Annotated in this window: 23 protein-coding genes; 15 read left to right on the top strand and 8 right to left on the bottom strand. The window is 65.5% G+C overall.

Features of this window, described 5'->3' with window-relative positions:
• From KP010_RS21410 to KP010_RS21390, 5 genes are all read left to right on the top strand, one after another.
• Window positions 1-647 (top strand): alpha-hydroxy-acid oxidizing protein (locus tag KP010_RS21410; protein ID WP_216281664.1); only part of this gene is annotated, 647 nt, incomplete at its 5' end.
• Between the two features lie 88 nt (window positions 648-735).
• Entirely contained in the window at window positions 736-1125 is a 390-nt protein-coding gene (locus KP010_RS21405) for a DUF4062 domain-containing protein (protein WP_185966358.1), read from the top strand.
• A gap of 1451 nt (window positions 1126-2576) precedes the next feature.
• Window positions 2577-3101, top strand: coding sequence for a crossover junction endodeoxyribonuclease RuvC (ruvC, locus tag KP010_RS21400; RefSeq protein WP_142861317.1), 525 nt, complete (start codon window positions 2577-2579; stop codon window positions 3099-3101).
• 238 nt (window positions 3102-3339) lie between these two features.
• Window positions 3340-3954 (top strand): Holliday junction branch migration protein RuvA, encoded by a 615-nt coding sequence (gene ruvA / locus KP010_RS21395; RefSeq protein ID WP_142861318.1) that lies wholly within the window; start codon window positions 3340-3342, stop codon window positions 3952-3954.
• A gap of 107 nt (window positions 3955-4061) precedes the next feature.
• Complete coding sequence (locus KP010_RS21390; protein WP_142861319.1) at window positions 4062-4427, top strand: hypothetical protein; 366 nt, start codon at window positions 4062-4064, stop codon at window positions 4425-4427.
• Between the two features lie 7 nt (window positions 4428-4434).
• On the opposite strand, the gene KP010_RS21385 is transcribed toward KP010_RS21390, so the two are convergent.
• A complete protein-coding gene (locus tag KP010_RS21385) occupies window positions 4435-4683 on the bottom strand; it encodes an acyl carrier protein (protein WP_142861320.1) in 249 nt (82 codons plus the stop codon).
• A 376-nt stretch (window positions 4684-5059) separates the two neighbouring features.
• Between KP010_RS21385 and KP010_RS21380 the strand changes: the two genes are divergently transcribed.
• The 3 genes from KP010_RS21380 (at window position 5060) to KP010_RS21370 (ending at window position 6762) form a co-directional block, all read left to right on the top strand.
• On the top strand, window positions 5060-5269 hold the full coding sequence (locus KP010_RS21380; protein WP_018264633.1) for a cold-shock protein: 210 nt from the start codon (window positions 5060-5062) through the stop codon (window positions 5267-5269).
• A gap of 174 nt (window positions 5270-5443) precedes the next feature.
• Window positions 5444-6109: a M48 family metallopeptidase gene (locus KP010_RS21375; protein WP_244594780.1), complete on the top strand. Its 666-nt coding sequence runs from the start codon at window positions 5444-5446 to the stop codon at window positions 6107-6109.
• A gap of 41 nt (window positions 6110-6150) precedes the next feature.
• The gene (locus KP010_RS21370) at window positions 6151-6762 is read left to right on the top strand and encodes a malonic semialdehyde reductase (RefSeq protein WP_142861321.1); all 612 of its coding nucleotides are present in this window, start codon (window positions 6151-6153) and stop codon (window positions 6760-6762) included.
• A 214-nt stretch (window positions 6763-6976) separates the two neighbouring features.
• Here the strand turns inward: KP010_RS21370 and rpsR are convergent, their stop codons facing one another.
• A complete protein-coding gene (gene rpsR / locus KP010_RS21365) occupies window positions 6977-7213 on the bottom strand; it encodes a 30S ribosomal protein S18 (RefSeq protein ID WP_018266677.1) in 237 nt (78 codons plus the stop codon).
• Complete coding sequence (rpsF, locus tag KP010_RS21360) at window positions 7213-7659, bottom strand: 30S ribosomal protein S6 (protein WP_142861322.1); 447 nt, start codon at window positions 7657-7659, stop codon at window positions 7213-7215. The genes rpsR and rpsF overlap by 1 nt, the downstream gene beginning before the upstream one ends.
• A gap of 342 nt (window positions 7660-8001) precedes the next feature.
• Between rpsF and KP010_RS21355 the strand changes: the two genes are divergently transcribed.
• From KP010_RS21355 to hemH, 4 genes are all read left to right on the top strand, one after another.
• The gene (locus tag KP010_RS21355; RefSeq protein ID WP_142861323.1) at window positions 8002-8574 is read left to right on the top strand and encodes a L,D-transpeptidase; all 573 of its coding nucleotides are present in this window, start codon (window positions 8002-8004) and stop codon (window positions 8572-8574) included.
• An 80-nt stretch (window positions 8575-8654) separates the two neighbouring features.
• The gene (locus KP010_RS23130; RefSeq protein WP_255461795.1) at window positions 8655-8780 is read left to right on the top strand and encodes a hypothetical protein; all 126 of its coding nucleotides are present in this window, start codon (window positions 8655-8657) and stop codon (window positions 8778-8780) included.
• Window positions 8781-8847: 67 nt separating this feature from the next.
• Entirely contained in the window at window positions 8848-9657 is an 810-nt protein-coding gene (gene panB, locus KP010_RS21350) for a 3-methyl-2-oxobutanoate hydroxymethyltransferase (protein WP_142861324.1), read from the top strand.
• Entirely contained in the window at window positions 9654-10643 is a 990-nt protein-coding gene (gene hemH / locus KP010_RS21345) for a ferrochelatase (protein WP_142861325.1), read from the top strand. Before panB ends, hemH begins: the two co-directional genes overlap by 4 nt.
• A gap of 129 nt (window positions 10644-10772) precedes the next feature.
• Here the strand turns inward: hemH and KP010_RS21340 are convergent, their stop codons facing one another.
• Window positions 10773-11060, bottom strand: coding sequence for a BolA family transcriptional regulator (locus tag KP010_RS21340; protein ID WP_108918550.1), 288 nt, complete (start codon window positions 11058-11060; stop codon window positions 10773-10775).
• A gap of 105 nt (window positions 11061-11165) precedes the next feature.
• Here KP010_RS21340 and KP010_RS21335 point away from each other — a divergent pair, with 105 nt between their 5' ends.
• Window positions 11166-11774 (top strand): J domain-containing protein, encoded by a 609-nt coding sequence (locus tag KP010_RS21335; RefSeq protein ID WP_142861326.1) that lies wholly within the window; start codon window positions 11166-11168, stop codon window positions 11772-11774.
• A gap of 66 nt (window positions 11775-11840) precedes the next feature.
• On the top strand, window positions 11841-12839 hold the full coding sequence (gene cobS / locus KP010_RS21330; RefSeq protein ID WP_018267775.1) for a cobaltochelatase subunit CobS: 999 nt from the start codon (window positions 11841-11843) through the stop codon (window positions 12837-12839).
• Between the two features lie 118 nt (window positions 12840-12957).
• Here the strand turns inward: cobS and trmD are convergent, their stop codons facing one another.
• On the bottom strand, window positions 12958-13704 hold the full coding sequence (gene trmD / locus KP010_RS21325) for a tRNA (guanosine(37)-N1)-methyltransferase TrmD (protein ID WP_142861327.1): 747 nt from the start codon (window positions 13702-13704) through the stop codon (window positions 12958-12960).
• Between the two features lie 157 nt (window positions 13705-13861).
• Here trmD and KP010_RS21320 point away from each other — a divergent pair, with 157 nt between their 5' ends.
• Complete coding sequence (locus KP010_RS21320) at window positions 13862-14188, top strand: DUF1905 domain-containing protein (protein ID WP_142861328.1); 327 nt, start codon at window positions 13862-13864, stop codon at window positions 14186-14188.
• Here KP010_RS21320 and rimM read toward each other — a convergent pair.
• The 3 genes from rimM to ffh form a co-directional block, all read right to left on the bottom strand.
• A complete protein-coding gene (gene rimM / locus KP010_RS21315; protein ID WP_142861329.1) occupies window positions 14171-14704 on the bottom strand; it encodes a ribosome maturation factor RimM in 534 nt (177 codons plus the stop codon). The two genes, KP010_RS21320 and rimM, sit on opposite strands and share 18 nt — an antisense overlap.
• Before the next feature lie 97 nt (window positions 14705-14801).
• Complete coding sequence (gene rpsP, locus KP010_RS21310) at window positions 14802-15152, bottom strand: 30S ribosomal protein S16 (RefSeq protein WP_018267770.1); 351 nt, start codon at window positions 15150-15152, stop codon at window positions 14802-14804.
• 93 nt (window positions 15153-15245) lie between these two features.
• Entirely contained in the window at window positions 15246-16793 is a 1548-nt protein-coding gene (gene ffh / locus KP010_RS21305) for a signal recognition particle protein (RefSeq protein ID WP_216281662.1), read from the bottom strand.
• Between the last annotated feature and the right edge of the window lie 425 nt (window positions 16794-17218).

Below are 17218 nucleotides of genomic sequence, written 5' to 3'. Positions count from 1 at the left end.
TCCGCTCCGCGCGCCCGAGCGCCGCTGCTACACCTCTCCAAGGGGCACGACCGCGGCGCCTGTTGCAGGCGCTGGCGAGGCCCGCCTGGGCCTATGATGTCGGCCTCATGGGCCGGCCGCATGATCTCGGCAATGTCGCGGCCTATCTCGGCGGCGCGATGAAGCAGAAGAATTATCTGCGCGACATCGCCGCCAATGTCGATCCCACGCTCGACTGGTCGACGCTGGATTGGGTGCGCGCGCGCTGGCCGGGCCGCATCATTCTGAAAGGCGTGCTGGACGAGGCCGACGCGCGCGACGCCGTTCGCTGCGGCGTGGAGGCGATCGTGGTCTCCAATCACGGCGGCCGCCAGCTCGACGGCGCGCCCTCCGTCGCGCGCATGTTGCCGCGCATCGCCGATGCGGTGGGCGACGATCTCCTCCTCCTCGCCGATTCCGGCGCCCGCTCCGGCCTCGACGTGTTGCGCCTGCTGGCGCTGGGCGCGAAAGGCGTGCTGCTGGGCCGCGCCTACGCCTATGCGCTGGCCGCGGCGGGAGAGGCGGGCGTGGAGAACATGCTGGATATTTTCGCGGCGGAGCTGCGGGTGGGGATGATGTTGTGCGGGGTGGGGGAGGTGAGGGGCGTGGGGCGGGGGATTTTGGGGTGAAGTGGTTTTTGATATCTCATTACGCACGGGTGGAATCGCGCCCATAAACGCAACCATGATGTCCAGCACTGAGAACTCAAAAGACGTCATGACAGAGAGCTTTCAAATGCTTACTAAATACCAGATATTTGTCTCTTCGACATATCGTGACTTGGTGGAAGAGAGAAATGCAATAATGAGGTCAATATTAGATCTCGGTCAAATTCCCGCCGGGATGGAATCGTTTCTTGCTGCTGACGAAGAGCAGTTGTCGTATATTAAAAAAATAATAGATGAATGTGATTATTATATGGTAATAATAGCTGGTCGCTACGGCTCTCTGGACGCTAATGGGGTGAGTTATACGGAACGTAAGTATGATTACGCTGTCGAATCTGGTAAGGTAGTCCTAGGATTTATCCATGAGGATCCGATGCAGCTGCCTGCAGCAAAAAACGAAGTTGATCCTTTATTAAAGGAAAAGCTTGAGGCATTCTGAGAAAAAGTAAAGAAAAATCGTCTTGTCTCATTTTGGAGTACTGCTCAAGGGGTGGAGTTGGCAGCCATAAAGTCGCTTAGCAAAGCAATGCAGCAGCAGCCTTCTGTTGGGTGGGTGCGAGGCAATGTCGTTGCGAGAGAAGATGTCTTGTTGCAGGTTAATCAGCTGAGAACGGAAAATGACGACTTAAAGCAGAAACTAAAGGATGCCTTGGCAGCGTCAAGTCCGATATTAATGGACGCGGCAGGACTTAATGAAAACGTAGTGCTGTCATATACTGGGCGAGATAGTAGGCTTGGATATGTCGGGCGAAGTGCGTCCGTGAAATGGGGAGAGGTATTTTTGTATATAGCACCAAATCTAACGGCGCCGGTGTATGCGTCGTCAATTAATTCACTCGTGAAATATTTCATTTATCATAATATAGAGCGGCTAACAAATATAAATCCGAATCCGGGAGACTGTAATAGTGTTCGGCTACAATTCGAAGCGCTTGGTTTGATACGGTGCTTTACCAGCGAATCGACTGGCGGTGGTATTTCAGCATTTGTGCAGCTTACCCCGCTAGGAACAAGGTCGATGATCGAACTGGGAGTGGCTCGGACAGCGTAGCGGTCCGGGGTAGCGTCACGCCCGAGATCGGGAGCGCCGCTCCTGCTCGCCTTCGGCGATCGACCTCCCCCTCGAGGGGGACCCCGTCCGGCTATTGCCAGCAGACCCCTCCCCCTGAAGGGGAGGGTGAGCGCGCCCCTTTCGGCATTCGCCCGACCGCGCTGGAGCGGCCGCGCCGCCTCGGCGTGAGGCCGCCCCTTGACACATGCGGACTAAATTCCTATCTTCCTCCCTGCCTCCGCCGGTGGGGCGTCGTCTTGAAGGGTAGGCGACGTCGGCGGGGGTGCGGTTCGCAAGGGCGGGGGCAGACCCTCTCTCGTCTCGAGCGACGCCACGCCGCCGGCACGGCTTCTCCTTCGTGCAGAGGCATGTGGGAACACATGCGAAAGTCGGCCGAATTTCCGAGGCTCGCGCGGGGATAGACTACCCGAAAGGGGAAAACAACCCTGAGCCCGCAGGCGGCGAACAGAAAAGGCGGCCGTGGTCCGGGATGCATTCCGGCTTCGATGCGCTCTTCTTCACCAAGCGACGGCCGAACGGAGCCGCCGCGTCCCGGACCTCCCATCCTCCCGCGCCGAATTTCGGCGGCGGGCGCGACGCCGCGCGCTTTCGTCGCTCGTGGCGCGCTGCATCCAAAAAGCTTCGCCCTCCACCCTCCCCTTCAGGGGGAGGGTCGGACCGCGGAGCGGTCCGGGGTGGGGTCAATGCCCGAGACTCGGGGATCACCCCCTCCCGCTCGCCTTCGGCGATCGACCTCCCCCCTCGAGGGGGAGGTGGGCGCGCGCCCAGCGCGAGAGTCGCCGCTACCCCTCGCGCGCCTTTCCCCCTAACCTCCGGCCATGACGGAAGAGACGATTCGCATTCTCGGCATAGACCCGGGCCTTCGCAACACGGGCTGGGGGGTCGTCGAGGCGTCGCGCGGCTCGCGGCTCTCCTTTGTTGCTTGCGGCTCGCTGCATTCGGATGGCGACGCCTCCATGGGCGAGCGGCTCGCGCAATTGCAGCGCGGCCTCGCGCGCATCATCGCGGATTATGCGCCGCATGAGGCGGCGATCGAGGAGACTTTCGTCAATCGCGATCCGCAATCGGCGCTGAAGCTCGGACAGGCGCGCGGCGTCGCGCTGGCGGCGCCGGCGCTCGCCGGGCTCGAGGTGGAGGAATATGCCGCCAATGTCGTCAAAAAGACCGTGGTCGGCAATGGCCATGCCGATAAGGCGCAGATCGCCATGATGGTGCGCGTGCTGCTGCCGCTGAGCCGGGCCGAGAGCCCGGACGCCGCCGACGCCCTGGCCGTCGCCATCTGCCACGCCCATCATCGCGCCGGCCGCGTGGCCGCGCGCAAGCTCGCCGCGGGGGCGCGATGATCGGCTTTCGTTCGAGGAGCGAGCCTGAAGGCTCGCGGTCCGGCAACAATCACCCTCGCCCTCATGCTGAGGAGGTCGCGCAGCGACCGTCTCGAAGCACGAGGGCGAGATCCAGAAGGCGGCGCGTGACGCTTCCCTCGTCCTTCGAGACGCGGCCTGCGGCCGCTCCTCAGGATGAGGGAAGCTTCACCCCATCATCCGGTGGACGCATCGGATCGGCCTTCATCGCGGGGGCGAGATGATCGGCAAGCTCAAGGGAATCGTCGATTCCTATGGCGAGGATCACGTCATCATCGACGTGCATGGCGTCGGCTATGTGGTGAGCTGCTCGGCGCGCACGCTGCAAAAGCTCGCGCCCGTGGGCGAGGCGGCCTCGCTCGCCATAGAGACGCAGGTGCGCGAGGACGCCATACGTCTGTTCGGCTTCTCGTCGGAGGCCGAGCGCGATTGGTTCCGCCTGCTGCAGAGCGTGCAGGGGGTGGGCTCGAAAGTGGCGCTCGCCATTTTGTCCATTCTCTCGCCGGGCGAGCTGGCCTCGGCCATTGCGGGGCAAGACAAGGCAATGGTGGCGCGCGCCTCCGGCGTCGGCCCCAAGCTGGCCGCGCGCATCGTCGCCGAGCTGAAGGACAAGGCCCCGGCCTTCGCCGGAATCGATCCGGTGGTGGCGCGGCTTTCCGGCGAGGAGCCGGCGGCGGCGCCCCAGGCCGCGCAGGACGCCATTTCGGCGCTGGTCAATCTCGGCTATGGGCGCCCGCAGGCGGCGGCGGCCGTCGCCAAGAGCCTCGAGGCGATGGGCGAGGGAGCGGATACGGGCGCGCTCATCCGCCGCGGGCTGAAGGAGCTGGCGGGCTGACGGGTGCGGTCACTCCCCGCTAATCATGTCCCGCGCTCGCGCTGGAGGGGCGCGGGCGCCGCTCCATTTGACACTCTCGGCCGGTTCGCGGCCTCGAGGGGTCCAAAATGTCACGAGCAGATTTGGGCGCGCGTCAGATCGGCGCGCTTTTTGTCGCCTTCTCGGCGCTCGTCTTCTTCACCATCGTCGTGCTGATGGAGCGCGCCTGCGCGGCGCCGCCCGCGGCCTATCGCATTCCGCTCTTCGCCCAATGCGGGCTCGAGGGGCTGACGCCGGAGCCGGGCGCGGAAAAGCTCGCCCTGCGCGAGACGAGGGAGGGGCGGTCGGCCGCTTTCCAGAGCTGGGCGGCCTCGGCGCGGCCGGTGACGCCCGCGCGGCTCGCCTTCGGCCCGCGGCTGGACGCTTTCCCGGCGGCGCTCTCCGCCGGGGTCGATCGCAAGGCGCGCTATTGTCCCTCGGGCGCGCGGATCTGAGTCCGGCTCAGGCCGCGGCTTTGCGCTCGAGCTCGCGCAGACAGGCGACGATGGCGCCGATGGAGGCGAAATTGCGGCGGCGCAGCATATGCTCGGGGAATTGGACGCCATAGGCGTTCTCGAGCGCGAGCATGATGCGCACCGCCGCGAAGGAGGTGAGGCCGAGCTCATAGAGGTCGGAATTGACGCCGAGTTCACGCGCCGGCGCCGACAGGCGTCCATGCTCGTCGATGGCTTGCCGAACGAGGTCGATCACTTTTACTCTCCGCTCCTTTGCCGCGCCGGGGGCGGCTGCGCCCCTTCGTCGCAGACCACGATCATTCGACGACAATTCGACGCTATGATCGTGAATCCGACGCTAAGATCGCGGCGCCGGCATGAATGCGGCGTGAACCGAAGCGGCCTTTCGAATTGTAGAGGTTAGGAAATCCTTTCTTTCTCGGTAATTACTTATGGCCCATAGCGTGATCCGCCATTGCCGGGCGCGTTTCGGCCCTCTATGTTCTCCGGCATCGATTTTCGGCCGGCGACTTGCGCGCGCTTCGGAGACGGAGCCGCTGACGACCTCTCCCTGACATCGATCGACCCGGCCCCGCGCAGGCGGGCCTTCTCCTCTATGTTCGGAGAGACGAATGGCGACTGGAACGGTAAAGTGGTTCAACGCCCAGAAGGGCTATGGCTTCATTCAGCCCGACGGCGATGACAAGGACGTCTTCGTCCATATCAGCGCGGTGGAGCGCGCCGGCCTGCGCGACCTGCGCGAGGGCCAGAAGGTGAGCTTCGAGATCGCGCAGGACCGCCGCACCGGCAAGTCCTCGGCGGACCAGCTCAAGGCTCTCTGAGGCTTTCGGCGCTCTGAGGCTTTCGACAAGAGGGCCGCCGCATCGTGGCGGCCCTTTTGGTCATTTTCATCGTTTTCGCCTTTTTTGTCTCGTTCATCGTTATTGTCTCGCAGCCGGCGCCTGCGCTACAGTCGCCTCATGCGCCTCGCGCCCTCGTCCCGATCTCTCGCCGCAATGCTCGCGGCTATGGTTGTCGCCGCGCCCGGCGCGCTCGCCGCAGGGGCGGAGCAGCAATTCATCGAGATTCCGGGCATAGGACGCATTCCAATTCCCTTGCCGCCCGGCGCGCGCGTGTTCTCGCCGCAGCGCCGTCCGGCGCCGCCGGTCGAGCCGGAGCCCGAGCGGGCGCCGCAATTCGCGCGCGATTCCCTCGACGATCTCATCCGCCGCCTGTCGCTCGCCGAGAGCGAGGAGGAGGAGGCCGCGCTCGCCCAGGCGATCGGCCGGCTGTGGGCGCGGTCGGGCTCGCCCACGGCCGATCTGTTGATGCGCCGCGCGCTCGCCGCCGTGAGCGTCGGCGGCGAATCTCTCGCGCTCGATCTCTTCGACCGCCTGGTCACGCTCGAGCCGCAATGGGCGGAGGCGCTGGTCGGCCGCGCCAGCGTCCGCATCGCGCTCGGCGATCTCGACGGCGCCGAGCGTGATCTCGAATCCGCCGTGCGACTGGAGCCGCGCCGTTTCGACGCGTTCGGAACGCTCGGCGCTCTACGGGAGCGCATCGGCGCGCCGGCGCGCGCGCTCGAGGCCTATCGCCGCGCCCGCGCGCTCGATCCGCGCCGCGAGGACTGGCGCAAGGCGGAGGAGCGCCTGCATTTCGAGGTCGAGGGCCGCGACATCTGACCCGGCTCTGCGTTCTTTCGTCGAAACGAGGAGCGAATGAGATGGCGCCGGACGGATTTTCGCATCGCGAGACTTTGAGCGCGGAGACGCTCGCCCAGCTCTTCACAGAGGCGCGCACCCATAATGGCTGGGTGGATCGGGACGTCCCGGATGCGCTGCTCCAGCAGGCGGTCCGGCTGGCGCTCTTCGGCCCGACCAGCGCCAATTGCCTGCCGGCGCGTTTCGTCTTCGTGCGCTCGGTGGCGGGCAAGGCGCGGCTGGCGCCGGCGCTCGCGCCCGGCAATCTCGACAAGACGCTGGCGGCGCCGGCGACAGCGATCGTCGCCCATGACATGCAATTCTACGAGCATTTGCCGCGCCTCTATCCGGCGACCGACGCGCGCGCCTGGTTCGTCGGCGACGTCCCGCTGATCGAGACGACGGCCTTTCGCAACGGCACGCTGCAAGGCGCTTACTTTCTGCTGGCGCTGCGGGCCGTGGGGCTCGACGCCGGACCGATGAGCGGCTTCGACAATGCGAAGGTGGACGCCGAATTCTTCCCCAGCGGGACGGTCAAATCGAATTTCCTGATCAACATCGGCTATGGCAATCCGGCGAAGCTCTATCCGAGGGGGCCGCGTTTCGCTTTCGAAGAGGTCGCCTCGATCGTTTAAACTCTCGAAGACGTTCCGCCTGCAGGCCGAGCGAATATTCGGATTTTTACACTATAGACGTCCGGCGGCAACCATGCCGTGCGCGAAACTCGGCTCACGTCGCATGGGATCGGAACCCGCTCCCGTCAAACAAAAATGCGGAGCAGAAACGAAAACGGCCGCGCTCGTCGCGCGGCCGTGAAACTCCAGCGGACGGGCCGAAAGGCCCGAAACCTCAGCGGATCACGTAAGGCAGAAGGCCGAGGAAGCGGGCGCGCTTGATGGCCTGGGCCAATTCGCGCTGCTTCTTGGCCGAGACGGCCGTGATGCGCGAGGGCACGATCTTGCCGCGCTCGGAGATGTAGCGCGAGAGCAGACGCGTGTCCTTATAGTCGATCTTCGGGGCGTTGGCGCCGGAGAAGGGGCAGGACTTGCGGCGGCGGAAGAAGGGGCGGCGGGCTGCGGCGCTCATCAGAAAGTCTCTCCTTCGGAGCGGGGTTCGTCACGGCGCGGGCGGCGGTCGCCACGGTCGCCTCTATCGCCACGGTCGGGGCGCGGGCCGCCGGGGCCGCGGCGGTCGCCACGGTCGTCGTCGTCACGCTTGCGGAGCTGGGCGGAGGGGCCTTCCTCCAGCGCCTCGACGCGCAGGGTGAGGAAGCGCAGAACGTCCTCACTGAGGCCCTGCTGACGCTCGACCTCGGCCAGGGCCGCGGGCGGGGCGTCGATGTTGAGAAGGGTGAAATGCGCCTTGCGGTTCTTCTTGATCCGATAGGCGAGGGACTTCACGCCCCAATATTCGGTCTTCGTCACCTTGCCGCCGAGCGAGGCGATGATGCCCTTGAACTGCGTCGTCAGCGCTTCCACCTGCTGGGGCGAAACGTCCTGGCGCGCAAGATAGATATGCTCGTAGAGAGCCATTCTCTTGCCTTTCCTCATCGTCGCGAGCCCGCTCTCGGCGCAGAGCCCTTCGAGCCTTCAAAGGAAAGGCTCGATCGGGAAGTTCGAAGGCGGAGACACTGGAAGACGGGCGAACCCTGCCTGTGGCGGAGCCAAAGGCCTTCCGTTCAGCCCCCGGCCGGAAGCGTCGCGAAGCGCGCTTTATAGCGGCGTGGGCGCAGGATGCAAGTCGGCGCCGCCGGAACATTGCAATGGGCGCGCTCACCCCGCATCTCGTTCGCCCGATCGCCCTCCCCTTCCCATTTCGGCCGTATTTTCTCCCGACAAACGACTCCGACGTAAACGGCAGGGAGGCCGAAAGGAATGGTCTGCACCAAGACGCGCGCGACTTGCGCAATTTTTCTCGGCTTCGTCCTCTCGGGAGAGGCGAAAGCGGCCAATTTCCTGGATCGCGGCCCGGTCGCGGATTTCGTCAATAATTTCCGCCTGCAGTCCATTCCGAGCCAAGAGGTCGTCTGGAGCCATCCGCAATATAAGAAGGGCACGATCGTCGTCTCCACCAAGGAGCGGCGGCTCTATTATGTGCTCGGCCCGACGCGCGCGATCGAATATGGCGTCGGCGTCGGCCGCGAGGGCTTCACCTGGTCCGGCGTGAAGACGATCACCGCCAAGAAGGAATGGCCCGATTGGCGCCCGCCCGCCGCCATGCTGAAGCGCCGGCCGGATCTGCCCCGTTATATGGAGGGCGGCCAGGACAATCCGCTCGGCGCGAGAGCGCTCTATCTCGGCTCCAGCGAATATCGCATCCACGGCTCCAATGAGGGCGAGACGATCGGCGAGGCCGTCTCCTCCGGCTGCATCCGCATGACCAATCGCGACGTCGCCGATCTCTATGACCGGGTGAAGGTCGGAACCCGCGTGGTCGTGCTGAAATGACAGGGACGCCCTTCTCGAGCTATTAACCCGCGCAGCCCTATCGTGGCGGCGACGGCGGCGGAGTTTCGAGGAAGAGGATCATGCGCAAGCTCTGCATTCTGGCGGGTCTCGTCGTCGCCTATGCGCTGCTCGCGGGTTGCGACAAATGCACCCACGAGCTGCAGGACATACGCCTGCCCCTGCCGCCGCAGGCCTGCGCGCGCTGAACGCTTTTTCTGCGGGTCCCTTTGCTCTATAGAGCGCCCTGACGCGGATCGAGGACGGTGAGCGCAGATGGCGGCTGGCCATTTCGTCGAGATGAAGAAGCGCGGCGAGAAATTCGTCGTGCTGACCGCCTATGACGCGCCGACCGCCCGGCTCGAGGCGGAGGCCGGCGTCGATATCGTCATGGTCGGCGACAGCGTCGGCACCAATGTGCTGGGCTACGCCAGCGAGCGCGAGGTGACGCTGGACGATATGGCGCATCACATCGCCGCCGTGCGCCGCGGCGCGCCGGACGTCTATCTCATCGGCGACCTCCCCTACGCCACCTATGACAGCGAGGCGCAAGCTCTCGCCAGCGCCGCGCTTCTCGCGCAGGCCGGCGCCGATTGCGTGAAATTCGAAGGCGCGCGGCCGGAAATCGTGCGCGCGCTGAAGCGCGAAGGATATGAGGTGTGCTGCCACATCGGGCTCGAGTCGCAGCATCAAGAGGGCAAGCGCCGCCAGGGCAAGACGGCCGAAGCCGCCGCCAAGCTCCTCGCCGACGCGCTGGCGCTGGACGCGGCAGGCGCCGATTTTCTCGTTCTCGAGCTCATCCCGCGCGAGCTCGCAGCGAAGATCACATCGCGTCTGCGCGCGCCGACGATCGGCATCGGCGCCGGCGCCGATTGCGACGCGCAAGTGCTGGTCGTGCATGATCTCGCTGCGCTGGGAACGCGCGACTTCAAGCATAATCGCCGCTATGTGGAGCTAGGCGCCGCGCTGCGCGAGGCAGTCGCCGCTTATGCGCGCGACGTGCGCGAGGGGCGCTTTCCGGCCGAGGAGAATGGCTTCTCGCTGGAGGCGGCGGAACTGACGGCCTTGGAAAAGATCATCGCATGAGCGCGTCTCGCATCGGGCTTCTGCTCGTCAATCTCGGCACGCCGCAGGGCGCCGATTATTGGTCGGTGCGGCGCTATTTACGCGAGTTTCTGTCGGATCGGCGCGTCGTCGATGTGCCGCCCGTGCTGTGGCGTCCCATTCTCGAGAGTTTCGTGCTCACCTTTCGGCCGCGCCGCTCCGCGCGCGCCTATCGCTCCGTCTGGAACGAAGAGCGCGACGAAGGCCCGCTGAAGACCATCACGCGCGCGCAGGCGGAAAAGCTCGGCGCTCGCTTTGCCGAGCGAAACGTCATCGTCGATTTCGCCATGCGCTACGCCGGGCCGTCCATCGGCGAGAAGATCGACGCGCTGCGCGCAAATGGCTGCGAGCGCATCCTGATGTTTCCGCTCTATCCGCAATATGCCGCCTCGACGACCGCCTCCGTCGTGGACGAGGCCGCCCGCGCGCTGGCGCTGCTGCGCGAGCAGCCGACATTGCGCATCGTCCCGCCCTTCTATGACGATCCCGCCTATATAGAAGCGCTCGCCGCTTCGACGCGCGCGCAGCTCGCTGCACTCGATTTCGAGCCGGAAATTCTGGTCGCCTCTTTCCACGGATTGCCGCAGGCGCAGATCGACCGCGGCGATCCCTATCGCCGCCATTGCGAGGCGACGCTCGACGCTTTGCGTTCCGCGCTCGGCATGTCGCCGGAGCGTCTGCGCCTCGCCTTTCAATCGCGCTTCGGCCGCACGCAATGGACCGGCCCCTATACGGCGAATGTGCTGCAGGAGCTGGCGCAGAAAGGCGTGAAGCGCGTCGCCGTGCTGACGCCGGGCTTCGTCTCCGATTGTCTGGAAACGCTCGAGGAGATCGGCGCCGAGCTGCGTCATTCCTATCTCGCCGAAGGCGGCGAAAATTTCGCGCGGCTCGATTGCCTCAATGACAGCGAGGACGGCCTGCGCGCGCTGGAGACGATCGCGCGACGGGAGCTGTCGGGCTGGCTGTGACGCGCCTCGGGCGCGTCGAAAGCGCGGCCGCCGCAGGGTTATCGGTGAACGAGACGCGCGTCCAACTCCACCCCGGACCGCTTCGCGGTCCGACCTCCCCCCTGCTTCTGTCGTTCGCCCGGACCGCCGCTATTCCTGCGGAGCGCGGGCGGTGATCGTCAGGGCGTGAACGCGGGTCGCCAGTTCCTCGGCGAGGAGCGTGTTGACGATGCGATGGCGCTCCACGAGCTTCTTGCCGGCGAATGCCTCGCTCACCACCTCGACCCGAAAATGGCTTTCGCCATCTTGATGATGGCCGCCATGCCCGGCGTGCTTGTCGGACTCGTCGATCACCTTCAAGGCGAGGGGCGCGAGCCCTTCGGTCAGCTTCGAACGGATGCGGGCCTGGACGGCGCCGATATTGCCTTGCTCGGCCATGATGGACTCCTTCTCGTCGCCGAGGCCCAAGCAAAATTCCCGCCGAGTGAAATTGGCGACGGGTTCCGCTTGCAGCCTGCGTCCAGTCTACCATAATGCAGCGCCATGGATTTGAATTCGCCCCTCTTCGATCGCATACGCGTCAAGCCCGAGCAGAGGCAGGAGCGCCGCGAGACTCGTTTTCGCTGCGACGCCCCCGGCTGCGAGGCGGCGGGGGAATATCGCGCGCCCATGGGCCGGCTGCGCGAGGGGCAATATTTCTGCTTCTGCCTGGAGCACGTGCGGGAATATAACAATTCCTACAATTACTTCAACGGAATGAGCGACGAGGCCGTCGCCCGCTATCTGAAGGACGACGCCACCACCGGCCATCGCCCCACCTGGTCCATGGGCGTGAAGCGCGGCCAGGCCTCCTTCCGCGAGGACCCGCTGCGACCCGACAATTTCGCCGATCCGATGGGCCTCTACCGGCAGCGGGCGCATCGCGCCAGGCCGCAGGCCGAGGCGAGCCCGCGCTATTCGGCGGTGACGATCAAGGCGCTGAATGCTCTCGGTCTCGATGAGACCGCCGGTGCGGAGGCGATAAAGACGCGCTATAAGGAGCTCGTCAAACGTCACCATCCCGACGCCAATGGCGGAGATCGCTCCTGCGAGGAAAGACTGCGGGAGATCATTCACGCATATAAGACGTTGCGGGCCGCCAAGCTCGTTTGAACAAGCGTTTGACCAGGCCTTGCCGGCGCGAATGTCGCGAGCGCGCGTCGGCGAAACGGAGGATCAATGTCAACCCCAAGCGACAAAGCGGCCGGGTCCGCGCCCCTGCCGGACCTCAAAGTCTCCGTGCGCCAGCTGTTCGGCATCGACTCCGATCTCGAGGTTCCCGCCTATTCCGAGCGGACCGAGCATGTCCCGGACAAGGATCCAGACTATCTCTTCGACCGCGAGACGACGCTCGCCATTCTCGCCGGTTTCGCCCGCAACCGCCGCGTCATGGTCACGGGCTATCACGGCACCGGCAAATCGACGCATATCGAGCAGGTGGCCGCGCGGCTCAACTGGCCCTGCGTGCGCGTCAATCTCGACAGCCATGTCTCGCGCATCGATCTCGTCGGCAAGGACGCGATCGTGCTGAAGGACGGCAAGCAGGTCACGGAGTTCCGCGACGGCATTCTGCCCTGGGCGCTGCAGCACAATATCGCGCTCTGCTTCGACGAATATGACGCCGGCCGCCCGGATGTGATGTTCGTCATTCAGCGCGTGCTGGAGGTTTCCGGCCGGCTGACGCTGCTCGATCAGAACCGCGTCATTCGTCCGCATCCCGCCTTCCGCCTCTTCGCCACCGCCAATACGGTCGGCCTCGGCGACACATCCGGCCTCTATCACGGCACGCAGCAGATCAATCAGGGCCAGATGGACCGCTGGTCCATCGTCTCGACGCTCAATTATCTGCCGCATGACGCGGAGACCAATATCGTGCTCGCCAAGGTGAAGAGCTTCAATGCGACCAAGGAAGGCCGCGACGCCATCAATAAGATGGTGCGCGTCGCCGACCTCTCGCGCAACGCCTTCATGTCCGGCGATCTCTCCACCGTGATGAGCCCGCGCACGGTGATCACCTGGGCGGAGAATTCCGAGATATTCGGCGATGTCGGCTTCGCCTTCCGGCTCACCTTCCTGAACAAATGCGACGAGCTCGAGCGCCCGCTGGTCGCAGAGTTCTACCAGCGCTGCTTCGGCAAGGAATTGCCCGAGAGCGCGGTGAATGTGGTGATGTCCTGAGCCCTTGAGTGAAATGCGACCGGACGAGCCTATAGACGGCTTATTCACCCTCCCCTTCAGGGGGAGGGTCGGCCGGCGATAGCCGGACGGGGTGGGGTGCACCCCCACCCGAGCGCTTTCAGCGCTCGACCTCCCCCCTCGAGGGAGAGGTGGAAGCGCCTTTTCCGGCGCGCGTCTCTCTCACCCGATCGTTCAGCAAATCCGGTCGCCGCGCGCGCGTCAGCTCGAGCGCGCGCTCATGGCGCCAGCGCGCGATCTTGGCGTGATCGCCGCAGAGCAGAATGTCGGGAATTGCGCGGCTCTCGAAATCGCGCGGCCGCGTATATTGCGGATATTCGAGCAGACCGCTCTCGAAGCTCTCCTCCTCGCCCGAGGCCGTCTCGCCCATTATGCCCGGCAACAGACGCACGCAGGCGTCGACGAGAGCCATGGCCGCGATTTCGCCGCCCGACAGCACATAATCGCCGATCGAGACTTCCTCCAGCGCGCGCGCCTCGATGATGCGCTCGTCCACGCCCTCGAAGCGTCCGCACAGGATGATCGCGCCCTCCCCTTCGACCAGCGCGCGCACGCGGCTCTGCGTCAACGGCGCGCCGCGCGGGCTCATCAGCAGACGCGGCCGCGTATCGCCTTCCAGCGCAGCGGCGTCGATCGCCGCGGCGAGAACATCGGCGCGCATCACCATGCCGGGGCCGCCGCCGGCGGGCGTGTCATCGACGGCGCGATGACGGCCGAGGCCATGCTCGCGAATATTGCGCGCCTCGAGCGACCAGAGCCCGCGCGAAAGCCCGTCGCCCGCGAGCGACAGGCCGAGCGGGCCGGGGAACATTTCCGGGAAGAGTGTGAGGATCGTCGCGCGCCACATGGGGCGGGTTATGGCATGGGCGCGCGGGGCGGGAAAGGCGAGGCGCTTTCGCCAGCGGTTCTCCGGCGCTAAAGTTGGTCGACGCCATTCGCCACCCCGAAAATTTTCCGCTCGTGGCGCAGCCTCCGCGATGAGGCCCGCGCAGGATTGAACGACAATGGATTTCTTGCAGTTCACCGTCACAGGAAAAATCTGGAGATATCCCGGAAAAGGCGGCTGGTTCTTCGTCTCGCTGAGCGAAGCGGATTCGCTCGTGTTGAAACAGGAAAAGCGCATCGAGCGGACCGGCTATGGCTGTGCGCCGGTCACCGCGACGCTCGGCTCCACCGTCTGGACGACGACCTTGTTCCCCTCGAAGGAAGGCCCCTATCTGCTGGCGATCAAGGCCGATGTGCGCGCCAAGGAACGCGCCGGCGTCGGCGACGAGGTCATCGTCGATTGTCGCGTCGCGCTTTCGAAATCGGCGCTAGACGTCTTCCCCTGAAGGCGCATCGCCCTCGATCTCGAGCGGCGGCTCCACCACCACGCGGCCGCCGGCGACATCGACGATCGGAACCACGGCCTTGGTGAAGGGGAAGAGCAGCGTCTCGCCTCCGGCGGGCGGGCGCACTTCCAACAGATCGCCCGCGCCGAAATTGCGCACGGCGATCACCACGCCGAGCGTCTCGCCGGCGGGCGTTTCCGCGCGCAGGCCTTCGAGATCGGCGAGATAGAATTCGTCTTCCTCCGGCTCCGGCAGCGCCGCGCGCGGAAGATAGAGCTCGACGCCGGTCAGCGCCGTCGCAGCCTCGCGGTCGCGCACGCCCTCGAGACGCGCGACGAACATGTCTTTGCCGACCGGCCGCAGCGAGGCGATGACGAAACGGCGCGCGCCGCCGGCGTCGAACAAGGGACCGTAAGTGGAGATCGCCGAAGGATCGGCGGTGAAGCTCTGCAGGCGGATTTCGCCGCGCACGCCATGCGCGGCGCCGAGCCGGCCGAGGAGAACGGCGTTCTTCATGGAATAGCGAGCCTGAAGGCTCGCCGCGCGAGCGAAGCGCTCCAGAGGCCGCCGCGCGGCCCCAGGTCGCTTCGCTTCGCTCGCGAGGACGGCGTCATCAGGCCGAGGCGGCCTCGGCGGCGGCGGCCGCAGCGGCGGCGCGCTCCTGCGCCTTCTTCTTCGGCTGGGCCTTCTGCGGATTGCTGCGCGCCTCGCGCTTGCCGACGCCGACGCTCTCGAGCAGACGGGCGACGCGATCGGTCGCCTGCGCGCCCTTGGCGATCCACTCCTTCGCCTTCTCGGCGTCGAGCACCAGACGATCGGCGGCGTCCTTGGGCTTCAACGGATCGAACGTGCCGAGACGCTCGATGAAGCGGCCGTCGCGGGGCGAGCGCGAATCGGCGACGACGACGCGATAGAAGGGACGCTTCTTGGCGCCGCCGCGGGAGAGTCTGATCTTCAGGGACATTTGGTTCTTCCTTTGTGAGAGCGAATAGCGAGTAGCGAGTAGCGAATTGAGGACGGCGAGCTATTCGCTACTCCCTATTCGCTATTCGCCCCTTCATTTCTTCTTCCCGAACGGATTCAATCCGCTCAGGAAACCTCCGCCGCCGCCGAGGCCCGGAAGCGTCGGCTTGGCGGAGAATGCGGAAGCCGGCGGCGCAGCGGGAATGCTGGGTCCGGCGCCGGGCGGCAGGGCGCCGCCCATTTTCTTCTGCAATTGCGCGAGCTGCTCGGGCGAAGGCGCCTGCATCCCGCCCACGCCCACGCCCATCATCTGCGCGGCCTTGGCCATCATGCCGCCGCCCTTGCCGCCGCCCATGGCCTTCATCATGTCGGCCATCTGGCGGTGCTGTTTCAGCAGCTTGTTGATCTCCTCCACCTTCGCGCCGGAGCCCGCCGCTATGCGGCGCTTGCGCGAGGCTTTGAGAATGTCGGGATTGCGCCGCTCCTTGGGCGTCATCGACAGAATGATCGCGCGCTGGCGCTTGAACATTTTGTCGTCGATGTTGGCGGAGGCGATCTGCTCCTTCATCTTGGCGACGCCGGGGAGCAAGCCCATTATGCCGCCGAAGCCGCCGACCTTCTCCATCATGGCGAGCTGATCGGCCAAATCCTGCAGATCGAACTTGCCTTTCGCCATGCGCTCGGCGGCGCGCTGCGCTTGCTCCTGATCGACGGCGGCGGCGGCTTTCTCCACCAGCGCGACAATGTCGCCCATGCCCAGAATGCGATTGGCGATGCGCTGCGGCGAGAATTCGTCGAGCGCATCCATCTTCTCGCCGGTGGCGATCAGCTTGATCGGCTTGCCGGTGACGGCGCGCATGGAGAGCGCCGCGCCGCCGCGGCCATCGCCATCGACGCGCGTCAGCACAATGCCGGTGAGGCCGACGCGATCGTCGAAATTCTTGGCGAGATTGACCGCGTCCTGACCGGTCAGCGCGTCGACGACGAGCAATATCTCATGCGGCTTGGAGACGGCCTTGATCTGCGCCATCTCCTCCATCAGCGGCTCGTCTATGTGCGTGCGGCCCGCCGTGTCGAGCATCACCACATCATAGCCTTCGCGCCGGGCCGTCTCCTCGGCGCGCTTGGCGATCTTCACCGGGTCCTGGCCCGGCACGATCGACAGAGTGTCGACCTCCACCTGCCGGCCGAGAATGGCGAGCTGCTCCTGCGCGGCCGGGCGCTTCACGTCCAGCGAGGCCATCAGCACGCGCTTGCCGTGACGCTCTTTCAGGCGCTTGGCGATCTTGGCCGCGGTCGTCGTCTTGCCGGCGCCCTGCAGGCCGACCAACATGATGGCGACGGGCGGCGCGGCGTCGAGATCGATCGGCTGCGCGGTGGAGCCCAGAGTCTCGACCAGCACGTCATTGACGATCTTGACGACCATCTGGCCGGGCGAGACCGACTTCACCACATTGGCGCCGACGGCCTTGGCCTGCACGCTGTCGGTGAATGTGCGCACGACATCGAGCGCGACATCCGCCTCGAGCAGAGCGCGGCGCACCTCGCGCAGAGCCTCGGCGACATCGGCGTCCGAAAGGGCGCCGCGCCGCGTGAGCTTGTCGAATATGCCGGAGAGCTTGTCGGAAAGGCCCTCGAACATGCGGTTCTCCCAGGGAGCGAGTAGCGAATAGGGAGTAGCGAGTAGAGCCGAAGCTCGATCTCTTCGCTACTCCCTATTCGCCACGCGCCCGTCCAAAGCAAAGCGCGCCCGGGGGCGCTCAGCGCTGCCGGACGTTGGCCCCACGCCTCTTGGGCGAATGGGCGGGTCATAGGTCATCTCTGACGAGATTGGCGCGTTTTTAGGCGCTGGGGGCCGGGAAGTCAACGCGGAGCGTGGCGGGCGATCGAGGACCGGCGCCCCACCCTCCCCTTCAAGGGGGAGGGTCGGACCGCAAAGCGGTCCGGGGTGGGGTGCAACGCCCCAGACTCAGGGGTTCACCCCCTCCCGATCGCCTTCGGCGCTCGACCTCCCCCCCTCGAGGGGGAGGTGGAAACGCCTCTTCCGGCGACAAATCTCGGTCCAAC

Source organism: Methylosinus sp. KRF6 (assembly GCF_018887255.1).
Taxonomy (GTDB): Bacteria; Pseudomonadota; Alphaproteobacteria; order Rhizobiales; family Beijerinckiaceae; genus Methylosinus; species Methylosinus sporium.
Note: the sequence above shows the minus strand (reverse complement) of the source record. Positions and strands in the feature narration are given on the sequence as shown.